The sequence below is a fragment of the Rhodospirillum rubrum ATCC 11170 genome, from assembly GCF_000013085.1.
Taxonomy (GTDB): Bacteria; Pseudomonadota; Alphaproteobacteria; order Rhodospirillales; family Rhodospirillaceae; genus Rhodospirillum; species Rhodospirillum rubrum.
The window spans coordinates 4,102,327-4,127,537 of the sequence record NC_007643.1; the positions used below are offsets into that span (position 1 = coordinate 4,102,327).

Below are 25,211 nucleotides of genomic sequence, written 5' to 3' on the forward strand. Positions count from 1 at the left end.
GGGGATCCGGTCACACTTGTCGCAGACGGGAACTTGTCCACCAAAAGCGGCGGTTCTTAAGCATTACACGTCTCAGGATAGGCGATGGCGGAAACGGAATCGATGGGTATTTTAGGCTTTTGCCGCTGTCTCGCCGCCTTTAGGCCCCCAGGCGATTGGCGGCGTGAAGACGGGCATAGAGTCCGTCTTTGGCAAGCAGTCCGGCATGATCGCCCGATTCGACCACGGCGCCCTCGGCCATGACATGAATGACGTCGGCCCCGGCGATGGTGCTTAGGCGATGGGCGATGATCAGACAGGTCCGCCCGGCCATCAGCGCCGCCAGCGCGCTCTGCACCAGCCGCTCCGATTCCGTATCGAGGGCGGCGGTCGGTTCGTCAAGCAGCAGGATCGGCGCGTCCTTGAGAAAGGCCCGGGCGATGCAAAGCCGCTGGCGTTGCCCCCCCGACAACCGAACGCCCTGTTCGCCCAGCCGGGTGTCATAGCCATCGGGCAGGGCGGCGATGAAGTCATGGGCGGCGGCGCGGCGGGCGGCGCGTTCGACCTCCTCGGCGCTGGCCTCGGGGCGGCCATAGGCGATATTGGCGCGCACGGTGTCGTCAAAAACCACCACGTCCTGGCTGACCAGACCGATCCTCGCCCACAGCGAGGCGAAGCTTACCGCGCGCACGTCCTGGCCATCGATCAGCACCCGGCCGCGCTGGGGATCATGCAGGCGGGGGATCAGGTTCATCAGCGTCGACTTGCCCGCGCCCGAGGGACCGACCAAAGCCACCACCGTTCCGGCCTCCAGGGTCAGATCGACGCCGCGCAGCGCCGGCGGAGCGGCGGCCGGGCCGGAAGCGTCATCCCCCAGTTCCGGCCCCGGCCCGCCGTCATAGGCGAAGGTCACATCGTCAAAGCGCACGGTTCCCGGACCCGGGCGCAGCGGCGGCGCCCCGGGCGCTTCGGCCACCGCCGGCTTGAGATCGAGCAGGTGGTACATGCGGTCGGCCGCCGCCAAGCCTTCTTGCAAGATGGTGTGCAGATTGGCCAGGCGCTTGGCCGGCTGATAGGCCAGCATCACCGCGCCAAGGAAGGCGGTCAGATCGCCCGGCGTCACCTCGCCGGCCAGAACGCGGGCGCCGCCGTAATAGAGCGCCGCCCCCGCCGCCAGACCGACCACCCCTTCCATGATCGGGGTGACCAAGGCGCGGGTCCATTCGGCCTTGAAGCTTTGGGTCTGCACGGCGGCGATCAGCCGGTGGACGCGGGCGCGCTCCATCTCCTCGGCGCCATAGATCTTGACCATGCGGATACCGCGCAGGGTTTGGGTCAATTGGGCGTTGAGCGAGCCGAGATCGCGCTGGGTTCGCCCGGCGATGCGGCGGATGCGCCGGCCCAGCCTTGCCACCGGCCAAATCGCCAGCGGCAAGGCGATATAGGCCAGCAGCGCCATCTGCCAATCGACCCAGAAGGTATAGGCGACCAGACCGATCAGGGTCATCAGATCGCGGCCCAGGCTGGTCAGGCCGTTGGAAACCGCCAGACGCAGCAGATGCAGATCGACGGTGAAACGGGCGGCCAGGGCGCTGGCCGAATGGGCCAGGAAGAACCCCAGGTCCATTTCGGACAAATGCCGGTAAAGCCGGTTGCGGGCGTCGGACACCGCCGCCAACCCGGCCTTGGCCACCAGCACGACACTAAAGAAGTTCGATACCGCCTTGACGGCGAAAGCCAGCAGAATGCCAAGACCGATGCCCCACAGGGCCTGGGGATCGCTGCCAACGACGATGCCGTCGATCGCCGGCTTGAGCATATGGGCGACGGCGACGGTGGCGGCGGCCAGCACCAGCATCCACATCACCGCCAGGGCGATGGTGCCAAGGTGCGGGCGCACGAAATCCCTGGCCAGCCGGCCGAGAAGCCGGCCGCCGGATGTGGGTTTCAACGGGTCGAGAACGGAGGGGAGCGCCACGTTTCCTGGGAGTCCGAGGGCAAATCGGTCGCGACCTTAGCAGGGCGCGCCCCCCCAAGTCCAGCGATGGGCCCGCCTTGTCGATCGCGATACCGTTTGGATCCGGCCCCTCGGCTATTTTTGACCAAGACAGAAGGATAGGGGCTCGCTACACTGAAACCAAAGAGCGGGTGGCTTGCGGAGGCCTATTGGAGAGATGATCGTGGAGGAGCGCAAGCTGACGCCGATTGAGGACAGCGATATGGATTCGCTGTTCGTTCTTCCTTTGCACCTGATTCCGCTCGAAACCCCGGCGCTCTCGCGGGCGCGGATGATCAAGAACACCCGCCTGCGCAGCGTGGTCGAGATGTTCGAGGATTCCTCGACCGGCAGCGGTCAGGTCGAGGTCAATGATCTGCCCCGGCTGTTTGGCTGGGACCCCGACAAGGGCATCCACCCCGATCTGGCGGTGCTGCGCAAGCTGGCCGGGCTGGAAAGCTATGATGTCTTTTCGCTGCGCATCCTGTTGCGCGAGCATGGCATCGCCGTCAGCCAGCAAGACGCCCTCAAGCTCTCCGATGAAAAGAACAAAGAGCTTACCAGCTATATGACAAAATTCACCTATCCGTTGATCATGCAGATCTACGGCGACGAGAATCTGGTCATCAATGATTTCGACGACGTCATCAAGCTGTTTCGCGACCCCGACCTGCGCAAGGCCAAGCAACGCCTGCAGCAGATGGCCGACAAGCTGGGCATCAGCATGCTTGAGGTCCCGAAGTTCCTCGAGGATTACGGCGACATCTTCTTGTCGCTGTCCTATTACCGCAACTGCCTGGACCGGTTGGCGCCGCTGCTGGAAACCTTCATCAGCGCCATGTACGAGATTCGCGGCAATTACCAGCTTCGCCAGGACCCCAATCTGGTCAAAAGCATCATCATGATGGAAAGCACCATCAACGAGCTGTCTTCGGCGATCACCGGACGCTTCGAGAATTTCGACCGCTCGACCAAGCAGATGTGGGACGAAATCTCCGCCCAGCGCTTCCAGAAGGTCAAACAGCTGATCGAGAACTACCATACCACCATCGGCGGCGTGCTCTGCGGCCTGACGGTGAAGATGAACGCCTGGATCCGCCTGTTCCCCAAGGAAACCTCGGGCGGCCCGGTCAAGCGGGCCGAATTCATCATGAGCGAGATGCGCCAGGGCCTGGAAAACATCCGCCATATCGAAGACAGCGCCCCGATGCTCGCCCAATTGAGCTGACCACCGGCTTGGCCGGGAGGGCGCGGCGGCGGGGCTCTTCCCTTATAGGAAAGAGCCCTTTTGCGTTTGTGCCGCCCAAGACCGCGGGCGAGGACCTCAGGCCGATCGCACACCGTCCAAAAAGCTGGCGACGACGTCCTTGAGACTGGCGGTTTCCTTTTCCAAGGCCTGAGCCGCGGACAGCACCCGCCCCGACGCCGCGCCGGTTTCCCTGGAGGTCTGGGTCATGCCGGCGTTATTGGCCGAAATCTCCTGGGTTCCCTGGGCCGCCTGCTGGGCATTTCGGGCGATTTCGCCCGTCGCCGCCGATTGTTCCTCGACCGCGGCGGCGATCCCCGTTGAAATCTCGTTGATTTCGCCGATGCGGGTTGAAATGCCGTTAATGGCGGTCACCGCTTCCTGGGTGGCCGACTGGACACTGCCGATCTGGGCGGTAATTCCCTCGGTGGCTTTGGCCGTTTGATTGGCCAGGGATTTCACCTCGCCGGCGACCACGGCGAAGCCTTTCCCGGCGTCGCCGGCGCGGGCCGCCTCGATCGTGGCGTTCAGCGCCAGAAGATTGGTCTGGCTGGCGATATCATTGATCAGGCCGATGACGTCACCGATCTTGAGCGAGCTGTCGGCCAGACTAAGAACGATCTTGTTGGTCCGTTCCGCCTCTTCGGAGGCCGCCTTCGATGTCGCGCTCGAGCGTTCGACCTGACGACCGATCTCGACGATGGCATTGGAAAGCTCCTCGGCGGCGCTGGCCACGGTTTGAACATTGGTCGAGGCCTGTTCCGATGCCGCAGCCACGGTCGTGGCCTGTTGGCTAGCCCGTTCCGAATTGCTCTGCATCGTCTGGGCGGTGGCGTTGAGTTCGGTGAGAGCCCCCTCAACCAGCGTCAGCAGGTTTGATATTTTACCGTCGAAATTCGTCGTCAGCGTTTCGATAGTTTGGGCGCGCGCCGTGCGGGCGGCCTGCTCCTTGCGCTGATCCTCCGCCAAACGGTCGGCGCGGATGGCGTTCTCCTTGAACACCTGAACGGCTTCAGCCATGGCGCCGATTTCGTCGCGGCGCCCCCTTGCCGGAATATCGATGCTCTTGTCGCCCTCGGCCAAGCGCTTCATCGCCTCGGTCATCGCCGACACCGGCTTGGCGATCGCCGATCGTAAAATCAAACCCGCTAGCACGGCGATTATGGTGGCGAAGGTCAAGACGAAATAAGTGACGATCTTGGCCGTTTCATAGCTGTCGTCTTGCCGCTGGTTCGCGGCTTTCATTCCCTCGGCGTTCAGTTGGACAAGACTATCCAGGACCGTTTGCATTTTTCCAATAATCACATAGCTTTCGCCCAAGAGAACGGTATTTACTTGGCTTGCATCGCCTTTTTTAGCAAATTCTCGGGCCTTATCGCTTTCTTGAAAGAATGGCTGGAGATATGAAACGAATTCATTATAAATATCAGCTTCTCTTTTACTAGCAAGATACTTCAAATGATTTTTAGAAATTTCCGACAACACCACACGAGTCTTGGTAAGCATCTTATCGGCTCGATCACTTTGATCTGGTGTTCTTGCCGCAGCCAAGGTTTGTTCCCAACGCCGGTATTCAATCAGGGTTTTTTCGATATTATCCAAGCTGGTAATCGTGAGGTGCCAATTATCCGTTATATCGGCTGTTGCATCATCCATATCATTCATCAAGTAAAGCGATATCACGCCACTGAACAAAAATATGAAAATGAGCGTAAAAAACGCACCGGCCAGTTTCATGGGGATTTTTATATTATTGATAACGGACATCATCACGCTTCTCCTTACCCTATAAAGATCATGCACGAACGCCCTTAACCCACCCTCTGGAAACGCGGACAGGCTTTCTCCTTGCCTCCGCGGAGCGGAAACCCCAACCGAAGCCTAACCGAGCACCCGCTGATACGGGGGTCACCACCGGCCCGAACACGACCCTCGCTTTAAGCGAGCCCCTCTTCCTAACAAAGAAATAGGCGGTGAAATTTATACGGTTAGTCGCTGGAAAGATGACAAACCATGAATTTATCTTTAAAAAAGAAAAAACTCTCTTTATTGGAGAATAAACATTCTATATTCCAAGAAAACCATGACGATAAAAGCTTAGAGAATTTTTTGGTTTTGTATTTTTCAAAAAATACTATTGCCAAAAATCCCAAAACAGTTAACTTTCTCTGAAAGAGAAACAAATCTATGCTTTGATTAACTTAGAATGGAAGACTAGCATGGATTCCATAAAAAGCGAGCCCAATGTATAGGGACGCATACTTTTTGTTGGGTTCGGTTGTTTTTGAAAAAATACACACTAATAGGTGTATTTTTCACCGGGGTTTCTCGGCTCTAGCCCTTGCTTCCCTTGAAGCGTTGGCGCTGCCATTCGCAGGCAAGAGGCACCCACCCCCTGGTCCTCTTTGCAAACCGTCGTCGCGCTTTTTGCCAACCAACGACGAAGGGCCCTTCCCTGTGGGGAAGAGCCCTTTGTTTTTGCTTAGGAAACTGGTGCCGTGAAAGGGATTTGAACCCCCGACCTACTGATTACGAATCAGTTGCTCTACCCCTGAGCTACCACGGCTTTGGGACGGCGGACATTAATCCCTCCAATCCGCCCGTGCAAGAGGGGGAACGCGGTTTTTTATCGCCCCGTTGCCCGACGATCGCCCGCCTCCTACACTTAAGAACGCGCGCCCCCCTCTCGCCCCCTTTTCCGGAGACCTCCGCCGATGCCCCAGACCCGCCCCCGGGTGGTCTTGCTTGACCGCGACGGAACGCTCAACGAGGAGGTTCATTATCTGGCCCGCCCCGATCAGTTGGTGCTGATTCCCGGCGCCGTCGCCGGATTGCGCCGGCTTCGCGACCTGGGACTGACCCTGGTGGTGGTCACCAATCAGTCGGGTCTGGAGCGCGGCTATTTCTCGAACGCCGATCTCGAGGCCATTCACCGCCGACTGATCGACATGCTGGCCGCCGAGGGCATCGTTCTGGCCGGGATCTTCGTTTGTCCCCACGGTCCCGATAGCGACTGCGAGTGCCGCAAGCCGAAACCCGGGCTGGTCGACGCGGCGCGCCACGCCCTGGGTTTCGATCCGGCCGAGGCCTTCATGATCGGCGACAAGCAGTCCGACCTGGACCTGGGGCTTGCCGTCGGCGCCCTGCCGATCCTGGTGCGCACCGGCTATGGCCTGGAAACCGAAAGCGCGGGAGCGGCCGGGGCGGCGTTCGTCGCCAGCGATCTGCTTCAAGCCTCGGCCTTCATCGCCGGCCGGCTGGAGCGCGAAAAACCCCGAGGCACCGCCGCCCCCTAAAACGGTGAACGGGGACTCTGGCCCCCGCTCTAAGATGCTGATCGTCACGCAAATCGCCGTCGCCCTCTGGGTCAGAGGGCTCGGTGATTTGTTCTCATCGGCCTATCCCCAGGGACCGCGTCGCGGCGGTTTGGGGGGCGGCGACCCGCTTGGCGGCAGGCGGCTGCGCCGGCGTTTGGCCGGCAAGGCGGCGCGGAGAGGCTGGAACAGCGCCACCCCCCGGCGGCGGAAGGGGACCAGCAGCGCCATGCCGGCGATAAAGCCGCCGATATGGGCCCAAAAGGCCACGCCTTGGTCCGCCGCGCCGAAGGCCGAGGCCAATTGCATCAGGAACCACAGGCCAAGCAGGACGACGGCGGGCAGGCGCAAGGGCAGGACGACGGCCCAGACCAATACCCGCGCCCGCGGATGGAGCAGGATATAGGCACCCATCACCCCGGAGATTGCCCCCGAGGCACCGACCATCGGCACCGTCGATGAACTATCGATCAGCGCATGGGTCAGGGCGGCGATCAGCCCGCAGACCGCGTAAAACGCCAGAAAGCGCAGATGACCCAGGGCGTCTTCGACATTATTGCCAAAGACCCACAAGAACAGCATGTTGCCCAGCAGATGCTGCCAGCCGCCATGCAGGGTCATGCTGGTCAACAGCGTGATCCAGGCCGGAAGGTCGAAGGGCCGGGGGATGCCAAGGCCGTGAAAAAGATCGGCGGGAATCGCCCCGAACATCAGCACGAAGGCCCGCGCCGCCCGCGGCGGCAGACCGCTCTGATAGACGAAGACGGCGAGGCATAAAACAATCAGGCCGATGGTGACCACCGGCCTGATCGTTGTCGGATTATCATCGTGCAGCGGCAGCATCGGCCCGTTTCCTTGCCCTTAGGGGGAGGGAACCATCACCCGCGGGCGTCCCCTTCTCCCTTGGGGAAGGGAGAAGGGGAGAGGAGCCAAGCCGATCAGCTCGCCAGGGCGAGATCGCGTCCGCCGCTCGCCTTGCGTTCGGCGGCGGCGATCGTCCCGAAGGGCGAGCAGGCGGATTCGAGCACGGCCAGGGCGGTCACGCCGTCCTCCTCGACCTCCGGTCCGGCTTCCAGGGCCCGGCGCAGCCATTGGTTGGCGGCCGTGACATCGCCCTTTTCGCCTTCTTCCAGCCGCGCCATCAGGCGGCAGATGGTCGCCGAGGGCACGTCGCGCAGCAGCGGCTCCAGCGACTGCCGGGCTTCCCCCCACAACTGGGCATCGAGGGCCGCTTCGGCGAAGACCCGCCGGCTCATCGGATGCTCGGGATTGGCGCCGGTCAGTTCCTGGGCGTGGCGGACGATCTTGAGCGAATCCTCGCCCGTCCACAGCGCCAGATAGGCCTGGGCCAGAGACGGATGGGGATGCTTGGCCCACAGCGCGATCAGCAGCTGGGCGGCCTTGCGCTGGCGTCCGGTCGCCGCCAATTGGCGGGCAGCGATCAGGGTGGCTTCGCGCGAGGTCGGATCAAGCTCGACCGCCTGCTGGGACAGCCGCAGGGCGTCACCGCCGCGACCGGGCAGTTCGGCGTCGCGGGCCTGGACGGTCAGCAGGGCGGCCTTGACCACCTTGGCATCGTCGCCGGGCTTGAGAACGCCATTCCCCGCCTTGGCGAGGGTCGATTCGGCATCGGCCCACTGGCGGCGCAACAGCTGCAGACGGAACAACGTCGCCGTCGCCCAGGGGGCATCGACGCCGGTCGCCACCGCCTCGCGGACGATGGCATAGGCCTTGTCGAGATCACCGCGCGTCAGGGCGAGATCAAGCAGGCCGCGCCGGCCGCTGGCCTGGGTGCGGGGATTTTCCAGCATCAGACCGTACGCTTTTTCGGCGACGTCGGTTTCCCCGGCGGCGGCGGCCGTATCGGCGGTCAACTGCTGGGTTCCGGCGGCGCCGGGCAACAGACGCTCGGCGTCCTTGAGCAGCTTGCGCGCCAGATGGACGTCACCCCCACGGGCGGCGGCGATGCCTTCGCCCACCGCCAGACTGCCGCGCCGCAGCTTCTTCTCGTTGCGACGACGACGCCACCACTGGGGGATCCCCAGAATGCCGCCGAAGAAGCGCGAGAAGAACAGCAGCAGGCCGATCAGCACCACCAACGTGATCAGCAGCACCATGATCGAGGTTTCGATATGCCACCCCAGCCAGTTCAGGGCGACGATGCCGGGGTGCTCGGCGATCCAAACCGCCCCGATCACCAGAAGTCCCGCAAGCAGGACGAACAACAGGATGCGGAGCATGGGCTTACCCTTCCGTGCCCGGAGTGGCCGGCTCGGTGGCGTTCACCGCGCCGATGCGGGCGAGGGCCTGGGCCGTCAGATCCGACAGCGCGGCTTCGGCCGTCAGCTTGTCCTCGGCCGCCTGCAGCCAGGGCGAAGCGGCCTCGGCGGCGGCCCCGTCCAGACCCTTGAGCGCCGCGACGGCGCCGGCCAGATCGTTTTCGAGAACCAGACGCTCGGCTTCGGCGAGAATGGCCAAGGGCCCTTCGGCGCCGGTGCCCGCGCCCTGATCGACGCGACGGACGGTGACGACGCTGGTCAAGGCCGCAAAGGTCCGCTCAAGCCAAGTATCGCCTTCGGGCGACAGCACGGCCTGGGAAATGGCGCGCGACACGTCGTCGAAGCGGGCGGCGAGGGCGGCGCGGGTGGAAACGCCGGTGGTGGCCAGCGGGGTCAGCGTCTCGATGCCGGGGGCGACATCGGCGCCGTCCTGAACGATGGCGTGAACGCTGCGCAGCTCATCGTCGAAGGCTTCACCCTGGTTGGCCGCCTCGCGCAGCTGGCCAACGGCCAGCAGCAGGGCGAGCGCCGTGTTGCGCCGGGTATTGGCCTGACGGGCGATGCCCTCGACCTCGGTCAGCCGGCCGGCCAAGGCCAGCACGGTGGACGGGGCGACCTGATCGTTCTTGACCTCGGCCAGCTTCTTGTCGAGATCGGCGACCTTGGCGTCAAAGCCGCTGACGCTGTCCTTGGTGGCCTGGAGATCGCCCTGCAGGGCGCTGACCGCGCCGCTGTCAACGCTGGCGCCACCGCTGACCGGCGCCGGAGCGGGCTGGCCGTCAAGGCCGGAAATACGGGCTTCCAGGCTGTTGATGCGGTCGGCGATATCGGCCGGAACGCCGGGGGCCTGGGAGACCTGGGCCCGCAGATCGGCGACGGCGCTTTCGACCGAGGCCAGACGGCCGCCCAAATCATCGACCGAGCCCTTGAGGGCGGCGACTTCCGGGCTGACCGGAGCGCCGGGCAGTTCGGGCAGGTAAACCCGCACGACCTCGGGAACCTCGTTCCGCCACCAGGGGTAGGATCCAGCGGCCCCGGCGGCCACGAGCAGCAGCAAGACGAAATAGGTCAGGGCGTGGCTTTTCTTGGGGGGCTCTTCCTCGGCCTCGGCCTCGGAGGCGCCGGCCTCGCCCGCCGATCCGCCATAGGCGGCATCGGTTTCGTCGGTCTCGACCACGGCCTTCGAGCCACCCCAAGGCTGGCTTTCCGTCTCGACCCGCTCCCCAGCCTGATCCGCCGAGGTTCCCGCCGCGACGGCCGGTTCAACCACGGGCCCGGAGGACGGAGCCCCCGCCGCCACTACGCTGTCGCCGGCCCGTATTTCGGCCGCCTTATCCTCGGGACGGTCCCCATCCTCGGGACGATCTTCTTTGGATCCAGTGGTCATGACCAGGGGTCCCCCTTCTTTGGTCGATTCCAGGTGTTCTGCACGGACCGCGGCGGCTGGCGATCTTCCGACCGAGAGGTCGGCGTCGAACAAGCCGAGAAGCGCGTCCTGAGTCGGTTCGGCCGCCACCCGGACGGCCCCGAGCGGGAGCCCCTCCAAGGCGTCGGCGACGGCCGGGCTGAGCGCGTAGACGGTGACATCGGTCATCGCCGAAAGCAGATCCGCCTTATGGACCAACCCGGCGAAGGTCCTGGCGGTGCGTGGAGAAAACAGGAAAACCGCCGGCATCGATCGTTCGACGAAAGCGGTTTTCAACTCTTTGGAAAAAGCCGCGGCCGGCCGCGCCTCGTAAAGGCGCTCCCGGCGAACGGTAAACCCGTGGGCGCCCAGGCTGCCCGCCAGATCGCCGGCGACGTTGGTTCCCGAGATGTGAACCAGCGGTCCGGCGTCGGGACTGGCCTGGGCGAGGATCAGCGAGGCCAGAGCCCGCACATCGCCCCCCGCGATGCGCACGTCGGGAAAGCCATAGGCCGAGGCCACCGTGCCGGTGGTCTCGCCAACGGCATAGACCGGCAGCCGCCGCAGGGCATTGCGATCGGCGAAGGCGCGAACGCCGTTGGCGCTGGTGAAAACCAGCGCCTGGGCGTCCGTCAGATCAAGGCCGGGAGCCGCGGCCGGCAGAATGATCAGTAAGGGTTCAAGAAAAACGTCGGCACCCCGCGCGCGCAAGAGCGCGCCGATGCGATCGGCGTCTTCCAAAGGACGTGTAATAAGTGCGCGCATGCCCGGGCCGGTCCGCCTTGAGCCGTTGACACTGTCACAAAGCGCCGACCTGGAAGAACCCCGGGCCGGCTTTCGCAAGAAGCTCCGCCCCGGCATCGTCCCCAAGGGCGATTCCGTCGGCGGCAAGACCTTCCCGCGTGGTTTGGTGAATCACCTTACCATCGGTACGGATGATCATGCCACGGAAGAACACCGTTCCGCTAGGGTCCTCCACGCGTTTTAGGCGAGCCAGCCCACCGATCGGCGTCCGGCAACTGCCATCGAGCCGGGTCAGGAAGGCCCGTTCGATCTCAACGCAAAGTTGGGTGGCCCGGTGATTGAGCGGGGCCAGCCAGCGATGGGCGGTCTCGTCGCCGGCGCGACAGGTGACGCCGACGGCGCCCTGGGCGACGGCGGGCAGCATCTCGTCGATCTCGAGCACCGAGCTGGCCTTATCGGCCATGCCCAGGCGGTTGAGGCCGGCGATGGCCAGCATGGTGGCATCGGCCTCGCCGCGGGCGAGTTTGTCCAGCCGGGTCTGGACATTGCCGCGGAAGGATATCACCTTGATGTCGGGACGCATGGCCAGGATCTGGGCACCGCGCCGCAGGGAGGCGGTACCGACCACCGACCCTTCGGGCAGATCGGCCAGCCGGGCGTGATCGCGGCCGAGGAAGGCGTCGCGCACATCCTCGCGTTCCAGCATACAGGGCAGAACGATGCCATCGGGCAGATAGGTCGGCACGTCCTTCATGGAATGGACGGCGATATCGATGGTGCCGGCAAGCATGGCATCATCGATTTCGCGGGTGAACAGGCCCTTGCCGCCAAGCTCGGACAGCGGCCGATCAAGGATGGCGTCGCCGGTTGTCTTGATGACTTCGATGGTCACGGCCCCGGGCTCGCCGAGGTCGGGATTGGCCGCGATCAGCAGATCACGGACCTGATGGGTCTGGGCAAGCGCCAGGGGACTCCCCCGCGTGCCGATTCTGAGTTTGGATTTCTCTATAGCGGTCATCATGCTGCTTGTTGTAAGGGCTTGGATCGCCGTTTGAAAGAGGCAAGTGTAAGAGGCAATGAGCATGCCCTTTCGCGTTCTCGGAATCGAGACAAGTTGTGACGAAACCGCCGCCGCGGTGGTCGAACCGGCCGCCGACGGGCGCGGTGGGCGAATTATGGCCGAAGCACTCCTCTCCCAGGTTGAGGAGCACCGCCCCTATGGCGGGGTCGTGCCCGAAATCGCCGCGCGCTCACACCTTGACCACGTGGACTCCCTGGTGATCCGCGCCCTTGGCGAGGCCGGGCTGACGGTTCACGACATCGACGCCGTCGCCGCCACCGGCGGACCCGGGCTGATCGGCGGGGTGATCGTCGGCGTGATGACGGCCAAGGCCATCGCCCAGGTGGCGGGCAAGCCGTTCATCGCCGTCAACCATCTGGAAGGCCACGCCCTGACCGTGCGGATGACCGCCGGCATCGATTTCCCCTATCTGCTGCTTCTGGCCTCGGGCGGGCATTGCCAGCTTCTGGCGGTCGAGGGGGTGGGGCGGGCCAAGCGCCTGGGCACCACCATCGACGACGCCGCCGGCGAGGCCTTCGACAAGGTGGCCAAGATGCTGGGCCTGGGTTATCCGGGCGGACCGGCGGTGGAGCGGGCGGCCCGGCGCGGCGATCCCCGGCGCTTTCGCCTGCCGCGCCCCCTGCTCGACCGCCCGGGCTGCGACCTGTCTTTCTCGGGGCTGAAGACCGCCGTGCGCCAGACCGTGGAAAAGCTGCCGCCCGGGCCGTTGAGCGAGGGCGATATCGCCGATCTCTGCGCCAGTTTCCAGGCCGCCGTCGCCGACTGTCTGGCCGACCGCTGCCGGGTGGCCGCCGGGATCTTCAGCGCCCGCCATGGCCGTGGCCGGCCGCTGGTGGTGGCCGGCGGCGTGGCGGCCAACGCCAGCTTGCGCGCCGCCCTGACCGAGGTCGCCCGCCAAGCCGATATGACCTTCGTCGCCCCGCCCTTGGCGCTGTGCACCGACAACGCGGCGATGATCGCCTGGGTCGGCGTCGAGCGCCTGCGCCTGGGGCTGGTCGACACCATGGACTTCAAACCCCGCCCGCGCTGGCCGCTCGACCCCGACGCGCCCAAGGCGGCCGGAGCCGGAGGCGTAAAAGCTTAATAACATGCCGGAGGCGTGAAGGCGTAAAGACGCGCCGGAGGCGGGGAAGGGAAGGAGGCGGCGATGGTCAAGCCCGGTTTATACGAACGGGATTTCTATGCCTGGACTCGGGAACAGGCGGCCTTGCTTCGCTCCGGACAGCTTTCCAGCGCCGATATCGACCATATCGCCGAGGAAATCGAAAGCATGGGACGGGCCGAGAAGCGCGAACTGGTCGCCCGTCTGGCGGTCTTGTTGCTCCATTTGCTAAAATGGCAGTTTCAGCCGACGCACCGGGGGGCCTCCTGGCGGCTCTCGATCGCCAATACCCGCGATGAGCTTGCCGATCTTTTGGCGGACAATCCCAGCCTGACCGCCCAGATCGACGCCGCCGTTGGGTCGGCCTATCGCCGCGCCCGGCGTCAGGCCGCCGCCGAGACGGGCTATGGCGAAAGCGCCTTCCCCGACCTATGCCCCTATCGGCTGGCGGAGATGATGGACGGCGATTTCTGGCCCGACCAAAGCTAGATCAAACTCCGCCGACCGCGCGTCCCGCTTGCGGGACCCGGGGCAAATGGGTGATAACCCCGGGTCATGAACCAGATCATCGATCATATCGCCGTCATCGGCGGCGGCGCCTGGGGCACCGCGCTTGCCCAGACCTCGCGGCGCGCCGGCCGGCGGGTAACCTTGTGGGCCCGCGAGCCCGAGGTCGCCCGGGCGATCAACGCCACCCACGAGAACCCGGACTTCCTGCCCGGCGTCAGCCTTGATCCCGGCCTTCACGCCACCGCCGATCTGGCCGAGGCCCTGCGCGGCGCCGAGGCCGTGCTGGTGGTCTGCCCGGCCCAGGCCCTGCGCCCGGTGCTGACCACCGCCCGCCCGCTCTGGCCGGGGCGGGCGCCGATGGTGATCTGCGCCAAGGGCGTCGAGCAGGGAAGCGGGGCGCGGATGTCGGAAGTGGCCACCGCCGTTCTTCCCGAAGCACCCCTGGCCGTGCTGTCGGGCCCGACCTTCGCCCGCGAGGTGGCCGAGGGCCGGCCGACGGCGGTCACCCTGGCCTGCGCCGATGGCGCCCTGGCCGAGGCCCTGGTGTTGGCCCTTGGCACCCGGACCTTCCGCCCCTATGCCTCGACCGATGTGGTCGGCGCCGAAATTGGCGGGGCGGTCAAGAACGTGCTGGCGATCGCCTGCGGCGTGGTCGAGGGGCTGGGGTTGGGCGACAATGCCCGCGCCGCCCTGCTGACCCGGGGGCTGGCCGAGATCACCCGCCTGGGCCGGGCCCTTGGCGCGCGGTCGGAAACCCTGTCGGGGCTGTCGGGTTTGGGCGATCTGATCCTGACGGCGACCAGCATGCAGTCGCGCAACTTCTCGCTGGGCTTCGCCCTTGGTCAGGGGCGGACCCTTGATCAGGTGCTGGGCGAGCGTCGCTCGGTCGCCGAGGGCGTTCATACCGCTTCGGCGGTGGTCGCCCTGGCGGCGCGCTGGGCGATCGAAATGCCGATCTGCGCGGCCATCCACGGCGTGCTGTCGGGCGATTACGACGTGACCTCGGCCATCGAGTCGCTGCTGTCGCGCCCCTTGCGGGTTGAAGGCGGCAGCGAAAGCCAGATCCACCCCACAGCAAAGACCGCCACGCCCTGAGAGCAGGCCCGGGATCAAGCCGCCATCGGGACAGATCCGTCTCGCTTCGCCTTGATTCCCGGTCCACGCGGGCTCACATGCCGTTAGCCGGGGAAGCCGGAAGGGGGCTGCTTGGTGAGTGTTGGGCCCCCTGCCGCTCTCCCCTCCCGCCGCCCGGCGGGTTGGTATGCTGTTCCGCCGCCCGGCGGACTGGTATGGTTGCGCCTTGCCGCGGCCTCGCCCTGGCGGCGATCGGCCGTTCCCTTCCTTGCGGAGCCCTTCCCATGTTGTTTGCCGTGCATTGCGTTGATAAGCCCGACCACGCCGCCGTTCGCCTGGAGAACCGCGCCGCCCATTTGGACTACGCCCATGGCTGGGATGCGAAGATCGTCTTTGGCGGTCCGCTGCTCTCGGGCGATGGCACCGGCATGGTCGGCAGCCTGCTGGTTCTTGATGTCGCCGACCGCGCCGAGGCCGAGGCCTTTTGCGCCGGCGACCCTTATGGCAAGGCCGGGCTGTTCGAGGCGGTGATCATCCGCCCCTATAAGATCGTTCTGGGTACCCGCGCCGGCTGACATCCTTCTTAAGAGAGGTGGCGAATGGCCTATTGGCTGGTGAAATCCGAACCGTCCACTTGGTCGTGGCAGAATCAGCTCGACAAGGGAATCGAACATTGGGATGGCGTGCGCAACCATCAGGCCTCCAACCACATGAAGGCCATGCGGCTGGGCGATCAGGCCTTTTTCTATCATTCGGTCAATGAGAAGCGAATCGTCGGCATCGTCGAGGTGGTAAAGGAATACTACCCCGACCCGACCGATCCCGCCCACCGCTTCGGCATGGTCGATTTCAAGGCCCTTCACACCCTGCCAACGCCGGTGACCCTGGCCATGATCAAGGCCGATCCCCGGCTTTCCCACCTTGGGCTGGTGCGCCAGTCGCGGCTGTCGGTCTCATCGGTCGACGAGGCGTCCTGGGGGCTGATCCGCGGCCTGGGCGGGCTTTAGCCCATGGCCGCCGCCCGGTCCGTCCAGGCGCTGTGCGCCTTGGCCGATTTGGGCGATCCGGGAGCGCGCGGGCTGAGGGTGAGCGATGGCGACGGCTTGCCGCTGCGCCTTGTCGTCGTTCGCCGGGGCCAGGGGGTTTTCGGCTATGTCAATTCCTGTCCGCACAACCACATCCCGCTTGATTTCAGACCCGATGATTTTTTCGATCTGGACCATCGCTACATTCAATGCGCCACCCACGGGGCGCTGTTCCTGATCGATAGCGGGCTCTGCGTCGAGGGGCCCTGCAAAGGGGATCGCCTGCGGCCGATCGCCCTATCCGTGCGCGACGGCATCGTCTTTGGCGAAATCCCATGACAGCGAAGGCCGGTTGCTTTTAGAGTTACGCCAACGATCAATTCCGCTGAAAGCGGAAACATTAGTGAAAAAAAGGGGAGAGAGTACATGTCTGAGTCCGTTCTGGTTCCGGTGCCCGAAGCCATCGCCAAAGCCGCCTTGGTCAACGAGGCGCAATACCTTGATCTTTACAAGTCCTCCATCGCCGACCCCGACGCCTTTTGGGCCGAGCATGGCAAGCGCATCGACTGGATCAAACCCTTTACCGCGGTGAAGGATGTTTCCTTTGATCCCCACGACGTGCATATCCGCTGGTTCCACGACGGCACGCTCAACGTGTCGGTCAACTGCCTGGACCGTCACCTGGAAACCCGGGGCGACCAGACCGCCATCCTGTGGGAGGGCGACGACCCCAAGGACGACGCCCGCATCACCTACCGCGATCTTTACGAGCGGGTGTGCAAGCTGGCCAACGCCTTCCGCGAGTTGGGCGTCAAAAAGGGCGACCGCGTCTGCATTTATCTGCCGATGATCCCCGAGGCGGCGGTGGCGATGCTGGCCTGCGCCCGCATCGGCGCCGTTCATTCCATCGTGTTCGGCGGTTTCTCGCCCGATAGCCTGGCCAATCGCATCCAGGATTCCGAATGCACCCTGGTCATCACCTCCGACGAGGGTCTGCGCGGCGGCCGCAAGGTGGCGCTGAAAAAGAACGTCGACACCGCCTTGGAGCATTGCCCGAGCGTCAAGACGGTGGTGGTGGTCAAGCGCACCGGCGGCGCCATTGACACCGTCGAAGGCCGCGATGTCTGGTACCACGAGATCACCGCCAACCAGCCCGCCGAATGCCAGCCCGAGGAAATGAACGCCGAGGATCCGCTGTTCATCCTGTACACCTCGGGCTCGACCGGCAAGCCCAAGGGCGTGCTGCATACCTCAGGCGGCTATCTGGTCTATGTGTCGATGACCCATGAATACGTCTTCGACTACAAGGACGGCGAGGTTTACTGGTGCACGGCCGATGTCGGCTGGGTGACCGGCCACAGCTATATCGTTTACGGGCCGCTGGCCAATGGCGCCATCAGCCTGATGTTCGAAGGCGTGCCCAATTATCCCGACGTGTCGCGTTTCTGGCAGGTGGTGGAAAAGCACAAGGTCAACATCTTCTACACCGCCCCCACCGCCATCCGCGCCCTGATGCGCGAGGGCGAGGAGCCGGTGAAGAAGCATGACCGCTCGTCGCTGCGCATCCTTGGCTCGGTCGGCGAACCGATCAATCCCGAGGCCTGGACCTGGTACCACCGGGTGGTGGGCGAGGATCGGTGCCCGATCGTCGATACTTGGTGGCAGACCGAAACCGGCGGCATCCTGATCACGCCGCTGCCCGGGGCGACCAAGCTCAAGCCCGGATCGGCCACCTTGCCGTTCTTCGGGGTCGAGCCGGTGCTGGTCGATGCCGAGGGCAACGAACTGAGCGGGGCGACCGAGGGCAATCTGTGCATCGCCCGCTCGTGGCCGGGGCAGATGCGCACGGTCTATGGCGATCACGAGCGCTTCGTGCAGACCTATTTCTCCACCTACAAGGGCTATTACTTCACCGGCGACGGCTGCCGCCGCGACGAGGACGGCTATTACTGGATCACCGGCCGCGTCGATGACGTCATCAACGTGTCGGGCCACCGCATGGGAACGGCCGAGATCGAATCGGCCCTGGTCGCCCATCCCAAGGTGGCCGAAGCCGCCGTCGTCGGCTTCCCCCACGACATCAAGGGCCAAGGCATCTACGCCTATGTCACCCTGGTGGCCGGCGAGAAGGAAACCGACGCCCTGCGCAAGGAACTGGTGGCCTGGGTCCGCAAGGACATCGGACCGATCGCCAGCCCCGATATCATCCAGTGGGCGCCCGGCCTGCCCAAGACGCGCTCGGGCAAGATCATGCGCCGCATCCTGCGCAAGATCGCCGAGAACGAATTCGGCGCCCTTGGCGATACCTCGACCCTGGCCGATCCGACGGTGGTGGAAGACCTGATCGCCAATCGTCCCCAGGCGTAAAACGCGGCGGGCGAAGACCCAAGCAGGCGAGGGGCCGGGCGGCAACGTCCGGCCCTTTTCGCTGACGGCTTTCCACAGCCCCCCCCTTGGCTTATACATCCCGGGCTTCTTTCCTCGCCCGCTCTCTTCAGCCGCAACGGACCCCAAGGGATGACCACTCTCGTTACCGGCACCGCCGGTTTCATCGGCAGCCATGTCGCTCTGCGTCTTTTGCAAGAGGGCGAGCAGGTGGTGGGGATCGATTGTTACACCCCGTATTACGATGTCGGGCTGAAGGAAGCGCGGGTGGCGCGGCTGAAGGCCTTCCCGGGGTTTTCCGAGCATCGCCTTGATCTAGCCGACGAGGCCGGGGTGGATGCGGTTTTCCGGGCGGCCCGTCCGCGGCGCGTCATTCATCTGGCCGCCCAGGCGGGAGTGCGCTACAGCGTGGAAAATCCCCGGGCCTATCTGGAATCGAACCTGATGGGCACCTTCTCGGTGCTGGAAGGCTGCCGCAAAACCGGTGTGGAGCATCTGGTCTTCGCCTCGACCAGTTCGGTCTATGGGGCCAATAAGACCCAGCCGTTTTCCGAGCATCAGCCGGCCGACCATCCGCTGACCTTCTATGCCGCGACCAAGCGGGCAACCGAGATGATGGCGCATTCCTACGCCAATATTTACCAGTTGCCGTCAACCGCACTGCGCTTTTTCACCGTCTATGGCCCCTGGGGCCGGCCCGACATGGCCTTGTTCCTGTTCACCGAGGCGATGCTGAAGGGCGAGCCGATCCGCGTGTTCAATCACGGCAAGATGGTCCGCGACTTCACCTATATCGATGACATCGTCGATGGCATCTTGCGCGCCAGCGCCAAGATCCCGGTGGCGATGGCGGGCGGGGCGGCGCAGCCCGATCCGGCGGGCAGCCCGGTCGGCCCCTTCCGCGTCTATAACATCGGCAACAGCCAGCCGGTCGAATTGATGCGCTATATCGAGGTGCTGGAAGGCTGCCTGGGGGTGACGGCCAAGAAAGAGATGCTGCCCATGCAGCTTGGCGATGTGCCGGGCACCTGGGCCGATGTCAGCGCCCTGGCCGCCGATACCGGCTATGCCCCCAAGATCGGCGTCGAAGAAGGGGTGCGCCGCTTCGTTGACTGGTATCGGGGATACTACAAGCCCTAACCCCTCAGGCCAGCCGGATCACCCCGGCGCCGCAGGCGATCAGCGCCGCCGCCCCCAGCCGCCAGCGACTGGCCTTTTCGCCGAGGAAAACCACCGAGATCAGCAGGGCGAACAGCACGCTGCTTTCGCGCAAGGCCGCCACTTGACCAAGGGGCGCGACGCTCATCGCCCAGATCACCGTCCAATAGGCGCCGAGCGACAGGGCGCCGCCGCCGATGCCGGCGGGCAGGGCGCGGGCCATGCCCTTGAAGATCGCCCGCCCGCGCAAGACCACGGTGACCAACAGGGCAAGCACGCCATCAAGGGCGAAAAGCCACAGGGCATAGGCATGGGCCGAGCCGGCGGCGCGGCCGCCCAAGCCGTCTGACAGGGTATAGGCGGCGATGAAGCACGAGGTCATCAGGGCGGCGAGCAGGGCGCGGCGTTCGGGCAGACCGCCGCTTCGGCCGACCGCCCCGCCGCGGATCGACATCAGCCAGACGCCGCCAACCAGCAGGGCGATGCCAAGGGCGGCGACCAGCCCGGGCGGCTCGTCAAGCAGCAGGGCCGAGAGCACGGCGACCATCAAGGGCGCGGCCCCCCGGGCGATCGGATAGATCTGGCCGAAATCGCCGGCGCGATAGGCGCCGATCAAGGCCACGTTATAGCCCATGTGCAAACAGCCCGAAAGCGCCAGGAACGGCCAGCTCGCCGGCTCGGGAAAGGGCACGAAGGGCAGGCCGAGCAGCGACAGAACCCCCGCCGCCATCGAAATCAGCATCACGGCGCTGAAACCGTCCAGCCCGACCTTGACCACGGCATTCCAGCCCGCGTGCATCGCCGCGGCGCCCAGAACCAGGGCGAAAACCAAGGGATCCATCGTGGGAAGATCCTAGAAGTCGCTGCAGCGGCCGTTGCGTTCCCAATCGTTATAGCGGGTGGGCTCGGGTCCGCGCGGACCGCCGTGTTCCACCGGCTTGGGGTCGGCGGGCGGCGAGGCGGGGACCGCTTCGTCTTGAGCGAGGGGGGCGGGGACCGCCTCGTCTTGGGCGGGGGAGGCGGGGGCGGGTCTGGGGTCCTTGGATGTCATGGTGATCCTCCGGGGCGGCGGGCCCCATGCGCAGGGCCGCCACCCGTCATCGGTGACTTGACGGGGCTTTCCCTTGCCTTATCTCAGGATCGCCGCCCCGTCCATCCTGGAGAACCCGCGATGAGCTTCTTCCGCGTCGCCGTGATGTTGGCCGCCATGACCGGCCTGTTCCTTGCCGTCGGCTATCTGATCGGCGGCCAGAGCGGCATGGTCATCGCCTTTCTGGTCGCCGGCGGCATGAACCTGTTCGCCTATTGGAATTCCGACAAGATGGTGCTGCGCATGCACAATGCGCGCGAGGTCGACGAACGCAGCGCGCCCGACCTGTATGGCATCGTCCGCCAGTTGACCCAGCGCGGCGGCCTGCCGATGCCCAAGGTCTATGTGATCGACACCCCCCAGCCCAATGCCTTCGCCACCGGCCGCAATCCGCAAAACGCCGCCGTGGCGGCGACGACCGGGCTGATGCGGGCGCTCACCCCCCAGGAACTGGCCGGAGTGATGGCCCATGAACTGGCCCATGTCCGCCATCATGACACCCTGACCATGACCCTGACCGCCACCCTGGCCGGCGCCATCTCGATGCTGGCGAATTTCGCCTTCTTCTTTGGCGGCAACCGCGACAACAACAATCCGCTGGGCGCCGTCGGCATGATCGTGATGATGATCCTGGCGCCTTTGGCGGCGATGATGGTGCAGATGGCGATTTCACGCACCGCTGAATACCGCGCCGATCGCGGCGGCGCCGAGATCTGCGGTCAGCCGCTGTGGCTGGCCAGCGCCCTTGAAAAGATCGAACGCGCCGCGCGCGGCATCGAAAACCCCTCGGCCGAACAGAATCCGGCCACCGCCCATCTGTTCATCATCAATCCCTTGAACGGCCATCGGATGGACAATCTGTTCACCACCCATCCCAGCACCGCCAACCGCGTGGCCAAGCTGCGCGCCCTGGCCAGTGGCGACCTCGCTCAGCCCCGGCCCCAGCGCGGCCCCTGGGGCTGAGCGGCGGGCGGGCTCAGCCCCCGCGCTTTGATCTGGCGAGCATCGACTTGCCCGCCAGCAGGGCGCCGCCAACGATCAACAGGCAGGCGGCGCCGACCAGGGCCGTCGCCTCGCCCTTGCCAAAGGCGATCAGCAGGGCGGTGGAGATCAGCGGCGCGCCATAGCTGAGCGCGCCCAGCACCTGGATATCCCCATGCTTGACCCCGTGGTCCCAGGTGAAGAAGGCCGCGCCCACCGGCCCCAGCCCCAGGGCCAGCACCGCCAGCCATTGGCCCGCCCCCTCGGGCCAGTGGGTGGTTTCAAAGATCAGGTGGCAGGGCAGGGCAAGCAGGGCGGTCGCCCCGCAAAACCAGCCGACCGCATCGGTGGGAACCGTGCCAAAGCGCCGTGACAGCACCGAATAGGTTGCCCAGGTCACGGCGCAGACTAGGGCCGCCAGATGGCCGACCAGATGGGTCGGATCAAAGGCGATGGCCCCGCCCCGGGTGACCAGCAGCACGGTTCCCGCCAGCCCCATCAGCGCCCCGGCGACATGGAACCAGCGCAGCCGCTCGCCCGGCAGCAGGGCCGAGAACAAGACGATCAGCAGCGGCCACAGATAGGCGATCAAGCCGGCCTCGACCGGCGGCGCCTCGCGCAGGGCCATGAAATAAAAGAAGTGATAGCCAAACAGGCCGAAGACGCCAAGGATCCAGGCGGCGACCGGCTGGCGCAGATGGGCGGCCGGCCGCTCGCCGCGACTCAGCCATTTCGCCGCCATCAGCAAAAAGGCGATGGTGAAGCTCATCGCCGTCAACTGGAAGGGCGGCACCGCCCCGGTCCAGGTGGTCAGCAGGGCAAGGGTTCCCCACATCAAGACAGCCGTGGACCCGATCAGGGTGGCGCGCGAAGACGACATCGGAGGGGAGTTCCTTGGAGACGGGCAAGGGACGGGCGGCGGCGGGGGACAGGACTGTCCTACCGGTAAAACGACCAAGCTGTCCAGAGGGTCTTCCGCCCGCGCCCCCCCTACCCGACGATGCGATCGATCGCCTTGGCCAGGGCGAAGTCCTTGGCGCTCAGGCCGCCAGAATCATGGGTCGAGAGCGTGATATCAACGCGGTTGTAGCTGTTGGACCAGTCGGGATGGTGGTCCTGGGCCTGGGCTTCCAGGGCGACCCGGGCCATGAAGCCGAAGGCTTCGGAGAAATCCTTGAAACCGAAGCTGCGGGTCAGGGCCGTGCGGGCGCTGGTGATCGTCCAATCGGGGTGATCGGCAAGCTGGCGGTCAAGGGCTGGGTCATCAAGACGGTCGGTCATCGGCGGTTCTCCCTTGCGGCGGGAAGGGGAAAAGGCGAACACTTCCGTGACATGGAGCAGAACGATCCCCGATCAAGCTCTTATTCGTCGAGGCCCGCCATGACCGATACGCCGCGTTTCACCTTCGCCCCGACCCTGGCCGATATCGAAGCCATCGCCCGCGAGGCCTTCGACGCCATTCCCGATCTGCTGCGCTCGCGCTGCGCCGATCTGGTCATCCGCGTCGAAGACTTTCCCGATGACGATGTGATCGCCGAAATGGAGCTGGAAAGCCCCTTCGAACTGCTCGGCCTGTATCAGGGGGTGTCGCTTGATCGCAAAAGCGTGCTCGATCAGCCGCTCGCCCCGGACATGGTGTTTCTCTATCGCTCGCCGCTGCTCGATTACTGGGTGGAAACCGGCGAGGACCTGACCTTGCTGGTCCGCCATGTGCTGATCCACGAGATCGGCCATCACTTCGGCTTCTCCGACCCGGATATGGAAGCCCTCGATGCGCAGGACGACTAAATGACTGGGCGGTGATAGGGTCACCTCCCTTTTCCTTATTTCAGGATCAGCAGCCTTCCATGACCGTTTCCCCTCTTGGCGCCCCGGCTTTGCGCCGCCCCTGCGACCCCGCCGGCCTGCCCTTCGAAACCACCGCGGATCTGACCGCGCCCAAGGGTCCGCTTGGCCAGGAGCGGGCGCTCGAGGCGGTGGCCTTCGCCCTCGCCATGGCGGCGCCGGGGTATAATCTGTTCTGCATGGGCCCCGAGGGCACGGGAAAGCGCGCCCTGACCGGCGCCCTGCTGGCCGAGGCGGCCCGCCAAAAGCCCACCCCCGACGACTGGGTGATCCTGCACGATCCGGCCGATCCCCTGCGCCCGACCCCCTTGCGCCTGCCCGCCGGGCGGGCCAAGGGGTTCCTTGCGGCCGTTGACGCCCTGGCCACCGATTGGACGGCCGAATGGAGCGCGCCTGCCGCCGAAGACGGCGGCGCCGCCTTCGCCGATCTGCCCGATGTGGCGCCGCTCTTCGCCCGCCTCAGTCAGGACAGCGCCACCGGCAAGATCTGGCGGGCCGAAGCTTTGGTCAGCCACGCGCCCGGCGCGGGCGCGCCGATCATTCGCGAGGATAACCCGACGCGGGCCGCCCTTTCGGGATGGGTGGAACATGTGGCCGCCCCCGGCGCGCCGGTGGTCAGCCTGATCCGCCCGGGCGCCCTGCAGCGGGCCAATGGCGGCTTTCTACTGCTCGATGCCCATAAGGTGCTGACGACGCCGGGCGCCTGGGAAGACCTCAAGCACAGCCTGCGTCACGGCCAGATCCGCGTTGTCACCGAAGCCGAGCGCGCCTTGGGCGCCGTGGCGGCGCCGACGCCCGAGCCTTCGCCCCTGCCGCTCGCCCTCAAGGTCGTGCTGTTTGGCGAGCCCGATCTCTACTATGACCTGTGGGACAGCGACCCCGAATTCGCCGCCCTGTTCAAGGTCGCCGCCGATTTCGACGACCAGATGAAGCGCACCCCCGAAGCGGTGCTGGGCTTGGCGCGGGTTCTGGCCGAGGGCGGTCGCGCCGAGGACCTGCCGCCGCTTGATCGCGGCGCCGTCGCCCGCATCGTCGATCGCGCCGTGCGTCTGGCTGAGGATACGGACAAGCTGACCGCGCGCATGGAGCCGCTGATCGATTTGGCGCGCGAGGCCGGGTTCTTCGCCCGCCAAGACGGCGCCGGGGTGATCGGCCGCGACCATGTGGAGCGCGCCCTGACCGCCCAGGAACGCCGCGAGGGCCGGGTCCGCGACCTGCTGCTCGAAGAGATCCTCGACGGCACCATCCGCGTCGAGACCACCGGCGCGGTGGTCGGCCAGATCAACGGGCTGGCCGTGCTCGATTACGGCCGCGCCAGCTTCGGCCGGCCCAGCCGCATCACCTGCGCCGTGCGCGTCGGCCGCGGCGAGGTCACCGATATCGAGCGCGAGGTCGATCTGGGCGGGCCGCTGCACAGCAAGGGGGTGCTGATCCTGTCGGCCTTCCTGTCGACGCGCTTTTCGGTCGACGGCCTGCTCAATCTGGCGGCCAGTCTGGTCTTCGAGCAATCCTATTGCGAGGTCGACGGCGATTCGGCCTCGTCGCCCGAGCTTTACGCCCTGCTTTCGGCCCTGGCCGAGGCGCCGATCCGCCAGTCGCTGGCGGTGACCGGCTCGGTCGACCAGTTCGGCAATATCCAGCCGATCGGCGGCGTGAATGAAAAGATCGAGGGCTTTTTCGAGGTCTGCGCGGCGCGTGGCCTGACCGGCGATCAGGGCGTGCTGATTCCGCGCGCCAATCTGCGCAATCTGATGCTGCGCGACGAGGTGGTCGAGGCCTGCGACACAGGCCTTTTCCACGTTTATCCGATCGCCACCGTCGACGAGGGCATCGCCATCCTGACCGGGCTGATCCCGGGCGAGCGCGGCCGCGACGGCGGCTTCCCCGAGGGCTCGCTTAATCGCCGGGTCGCCCGCCGCCTGGAAAGCTTCGCGCGGCGCTCGCGCGAGACCTTCGATGGTCCGCCGCGACGCGGCCGACCGTAAGCGGCCCGTTAT

Annotated in this window: 23 protein-coding genes and 1 tRNA gene; 13 read left to right on the plus strand and 11 right to left on the minus strand. The window is 65.4% G+C overall.

The features are described 5' to 3' along the window. Positions 1-139: 139 nt before the first annotated feature. Complete coding sequence (locus RRU_RS18395) at positions 140-1,957, minus strand: ABC transporter ATP-binding protein (RefSeq protein WP_237703803.1); 1,818 nt, start codon at positions 1,955-1,957, stop codon at positions 140-142. Between the two features lie 196 nt (positions 1,958-2,153). On the opposite strand from RRU_RS18395, the gene RRU_RS18400 reads away from it, so the two are divergent. Then, the gene (locus RRU_RS18400; protein ID WP_011391309.1) at positions 2,154-3,203 is read left to right on the plus strand and encodes a hypothetical protein; all 1,050 of its coding nucleotides are present in this window, start codon (positions 2,154-2,156) and stop codon (positions 3,201-3,203) included. A 96-nt stretch (positions 3,204-3,299) separates the two neighbouring features. Here RRU_RS18400 and RRU_RS18405 read toward each other — a convergent pair whose 3' ends face one another. Beyond that, positions 3,300-4,991: a methyl-accepting chemotaxis protein gene (locus tag RRU_RS18405; RefSeq protein ID WP_011391310.1), complete on the minus strand. Its 1,692-nt coding sequence runs from the start codon at positions 4,989-4,991 to the stop codon at positions 3,300-3,302. Between the two features lie 721 nt (positions 4,992-5,712). After that, positions 5,713-5,787: transfer RNA gene (locus tag RRU_RS18410), tRNA-Thr, on the minus strand. 148 nt (positions 5,788-5,935) lie between these two features. Between RRU_RS18410 and RRU_RS18415 the strand changes: the two genes are divergently transcribed. Then, entirely contained in the window at positions 5,936-6,517 is a 582-nt protein-coding gene (locus tag RRU_RS18415) for a D-glycero-alpha-D-manno-heptose-1,7-bisphosphate 7-phosphatase (protein WP_011391311.1), read from the plus strand. 102 nt (positions 6,518-6,619) lie between these two features. Here the strand turns inward: RRU_RS18415 and RRU_RS18420 are convergent, their stop codons facing one another. The 4 genes from RRU_RS18420 to hemC all read right to left on the minus strand — a co-directional run bounded on the left by RRU_RS18420 (position 6,620) and on the right by hemC (position 11,984). Continuing rightward, on the minus strand, positions 6,620-7,378 hold the full coding sequence (locus tag RRU_RS18420) for a rhomboid family intramembrane serine protease (protein ID WP_011391312.1): 759 nt from the start codon (positions 7,376-7,378) through the stop codon (positions 6,620-6,622). 95 nt (positions 7,379-7,473) lie between these two features. Further along, entirely contained in the window at positions 7,474-8,775 is a 1,302-nt protein-coding gene (locus tag RRU_RS18425; protein ID WP_011391313.1) for a heme biosynthesis protein HemY, read from the minus strand. Between the two features lie 4 nt (positions 8,776-8,779). Further along, positions 8,780-10,984, minus strand: coding sequence for a uroporphyrinogen-III synthase (locus tag RRU_RS18430; protein WP_011391314.1), 2,205 nt, complete (start codon positions 10,982-10,984; stop codon positions 8,780-8,782). 34 nt (positions 10,985-11,018) lie between these two features. Continuing rightward, positions 11,019-11,984 carry a hydroxymethylbilane synthase gene (gene hemC / locus RRU_RS18435; RefSeq protein ID WP_011391315.1) on the minus strand — a complete coding sequence of 322 codons (966 nt, stop codon included), beginning with the start codon at positions 11,982-11,984 and terminating at the stop codon, positions 11,019-11,021. A 55-nt stretch (positions 11,985-12,039) separates the two neighbouring features. Between hemC and tsaD the strand changes: the two genes are divergently transcribed. From tsaD to RRU_RS18475, 8 genes are all read left to right on the plus strand, one after another. Beyond that, positions 12,040-13,128: a tRNA (adenosine(37)-N6)-threonylcarbamoyltransferase complex transferase subunit TsaD gene (gene tsaD / locus RRU_RS18440; RefSeq protein WP_014626621.1), complete on the plus strand. Its 1,089-nt coding sequence runs from the start codon at positions 12,040-12,042 to the stop codon at positions 13,126-13,128. A gap of 63 nt (positions 13,129-13,191) precedes the next feature. Beyond that, positions 13,192-13,635, plus strand: a complete 444-nt coding sequence (locus RRU_RS18445; protein ID WP_011391317.1) for a DUF29 domain-containing protein — start codon at positions 13,192-13,194, stop codon at positions 13,633-13,635. 66 nt (positions 13,636-13,701) lie between these two features. Further along, on the plus strand, positions 13,702-14,751 hold the full coding sequence (locus RRU_RS18450; protein WP_011391318.1) for an NAD(P)H-dependent glycerol-3-phosphate dehydrogenase: 1,050 nt from the start codon (positions 13,702-13,704) through the stop codon (positions 14,749-14,751). Positions 14,752-15,014: 263 nt separating this feature from the next. Next, positions 15,015-15,305: a YciI family protein gene (locus RRU_RS18455; protein ID WP_011391319.1), complete on the plus strand. Its 291-nt coding sequence runs from the start codon at positions 15,015-15,017 to the stop codon at positions 15,303-15,305. Between the two features lie 24 nt (positions 15,306-15,329). Beyond that, positions 15,330-15,737 (plus strand): EVE domain-containing protein, encoded by a 408-nt coding sequence (locus tag RRU_RS18460; protein WP_011391320.1) that lies wholly within the window; start codon positions 15,330-15,332, stop codon positions 15,735-15,737. Positions 15,738-15,740: 3 nt separating this feature from the next. Continuing rightward, entirely contained in the window at positions 15,741-16,094 is a 354-nt protein-coding gene (locus RRU_RS18465; protein ID WP_011391321.1) for a Rieske (2Fe-2S) protein, read from the plus strand. A gap of 87 nt (positions 16,095-16,181) precedes the next feature. Then, positions 16,182-18,122, plus strand: a complete 1,941-nt coding sequence (gene acs, locus RRU_RS18470; protein WP_011391322.1) for an acetate--CoA ligase — start codon at positions 16,182-16,184, stop codon at positions 18,120-18,122. Positions 18,123-18,272: 150 nt separating this feature from the next. Next, positions 18,273-19,280: an NAD-dependent epimerase gene (locus RRU_RS18475; protein WP_011391323.1), complete on the plus strand. Its 1,008-nt coding sequence runs from the start codon at positions 18,273-18,275 to the stop codon at positions 19,278-19,280. A gap of 4 nt (positions 19,281-19,284) precedes the next feature. Here the strand turns inward: RRU_RS18475 and RRU_RS18480 are convergent, their stop codons facing one another. Both RRU_RS18480 and RRU_RS18485 read right to left on the minus strand, forming a co-directional pair. Beyond that, positions 19,285-20,139: an EamA family transporter gene (locus tag RRU_RS18480; protein ID WP_011391324.1), complete on the minus strand. Its 855-nt coding sequence runs from the start codon at positions 20,137-20,139 to the stop codon at positions 19,285-19,287. A 12-nt stretch (positions 20,140-20,151) separates the two neighbouring features. Next, a complete protein-coding gene (locus tag RRU_RS18485; RefSeq protein ID WP_011391325.1) occupies positions 20,152-20,349 on the minus strand; it encodes a DUF1674 domain-containing protein in 198 nt (65 codons plus the stop codon). A gap of 120 nt (positions 20,350-20,469) precedes the next feature. Between RRU_RS18485 and htpX the strand changes: the two genes are divergently transcribed. Further along, positions 20,470-21,351, plus strand: a complete 882-nt coding sequence (gene htpX / locus RRU_RS18490) for a zinc metalloprotease HtpX (RefSeq protein WP_011391326.1) — start codon at positions 20,470-20,472, stop codon at positions 21,349-21,351. 13 nt (positions 21,352-21,364) lie between these two features. On the opposite strand, the gene RRU_RS18495 is transcribed toward htpX, so the two are convergent. Further along, positions 21,365-22,249 carry an aromatic amino acid exporter YddG gene (locus RRU_RS18495; RefSeq protein ID WP_011391327.1) on the minus strand — a complete coding sequence of 295 codons (885 nt, stop codon included), beginning with the start codon at positions 22,247-22,249 and terminating at the stop codon, positions 21,365-21,367. Between the two features lie 110 nt (positions 22,250-22,359). Next, positions 22,360-22,650, minus strand: a complete 291-nt coding sequence (locus RRU_RS18500) for a 4a-hydroxytetrahydrobiopterin dehydratase (RefSeq protein ID WP_011391328.1) — start codon at positions 22,648-22,650, stop codon at positions 22,360-22,362. A gap of 99 nt (positions 22,651-22,749) precedes the next feature. On the opposite strand from RRU_RS18500, the gene RRU_RS18505 reads away from it, so the two are divergent. Both RRU_RS18505 and RRU_RS18510 read left to right on the plus strand, forming a co-directional pair. Continuing rightward, positions 22,750-23,157 (plus strand): metallopeptidase family protein, encoded by a 408-nt coding sequence (locus RRU_RS18505; protein ID WP_011391329.1) that lies wholly within the window; start codon positions 22,750-22,752, stop codon positions 23,155-23,157. A 59-nt stretch (positions 23,158-23,216) separates the two neighbouring features. Then, complete coding sequence (locus RRU_RS18510) at positions 23,217-25,199, plus strand: Lon protease family protein (RefSeq protein ID WP_011391330.1); 1,983 nt, start codon at positions 23,217-23,219, stop codon at positions 25,197-25,199. The last annotated feature ends 12 nt before the right edge of the window (positions 25,200-25,211 follow it).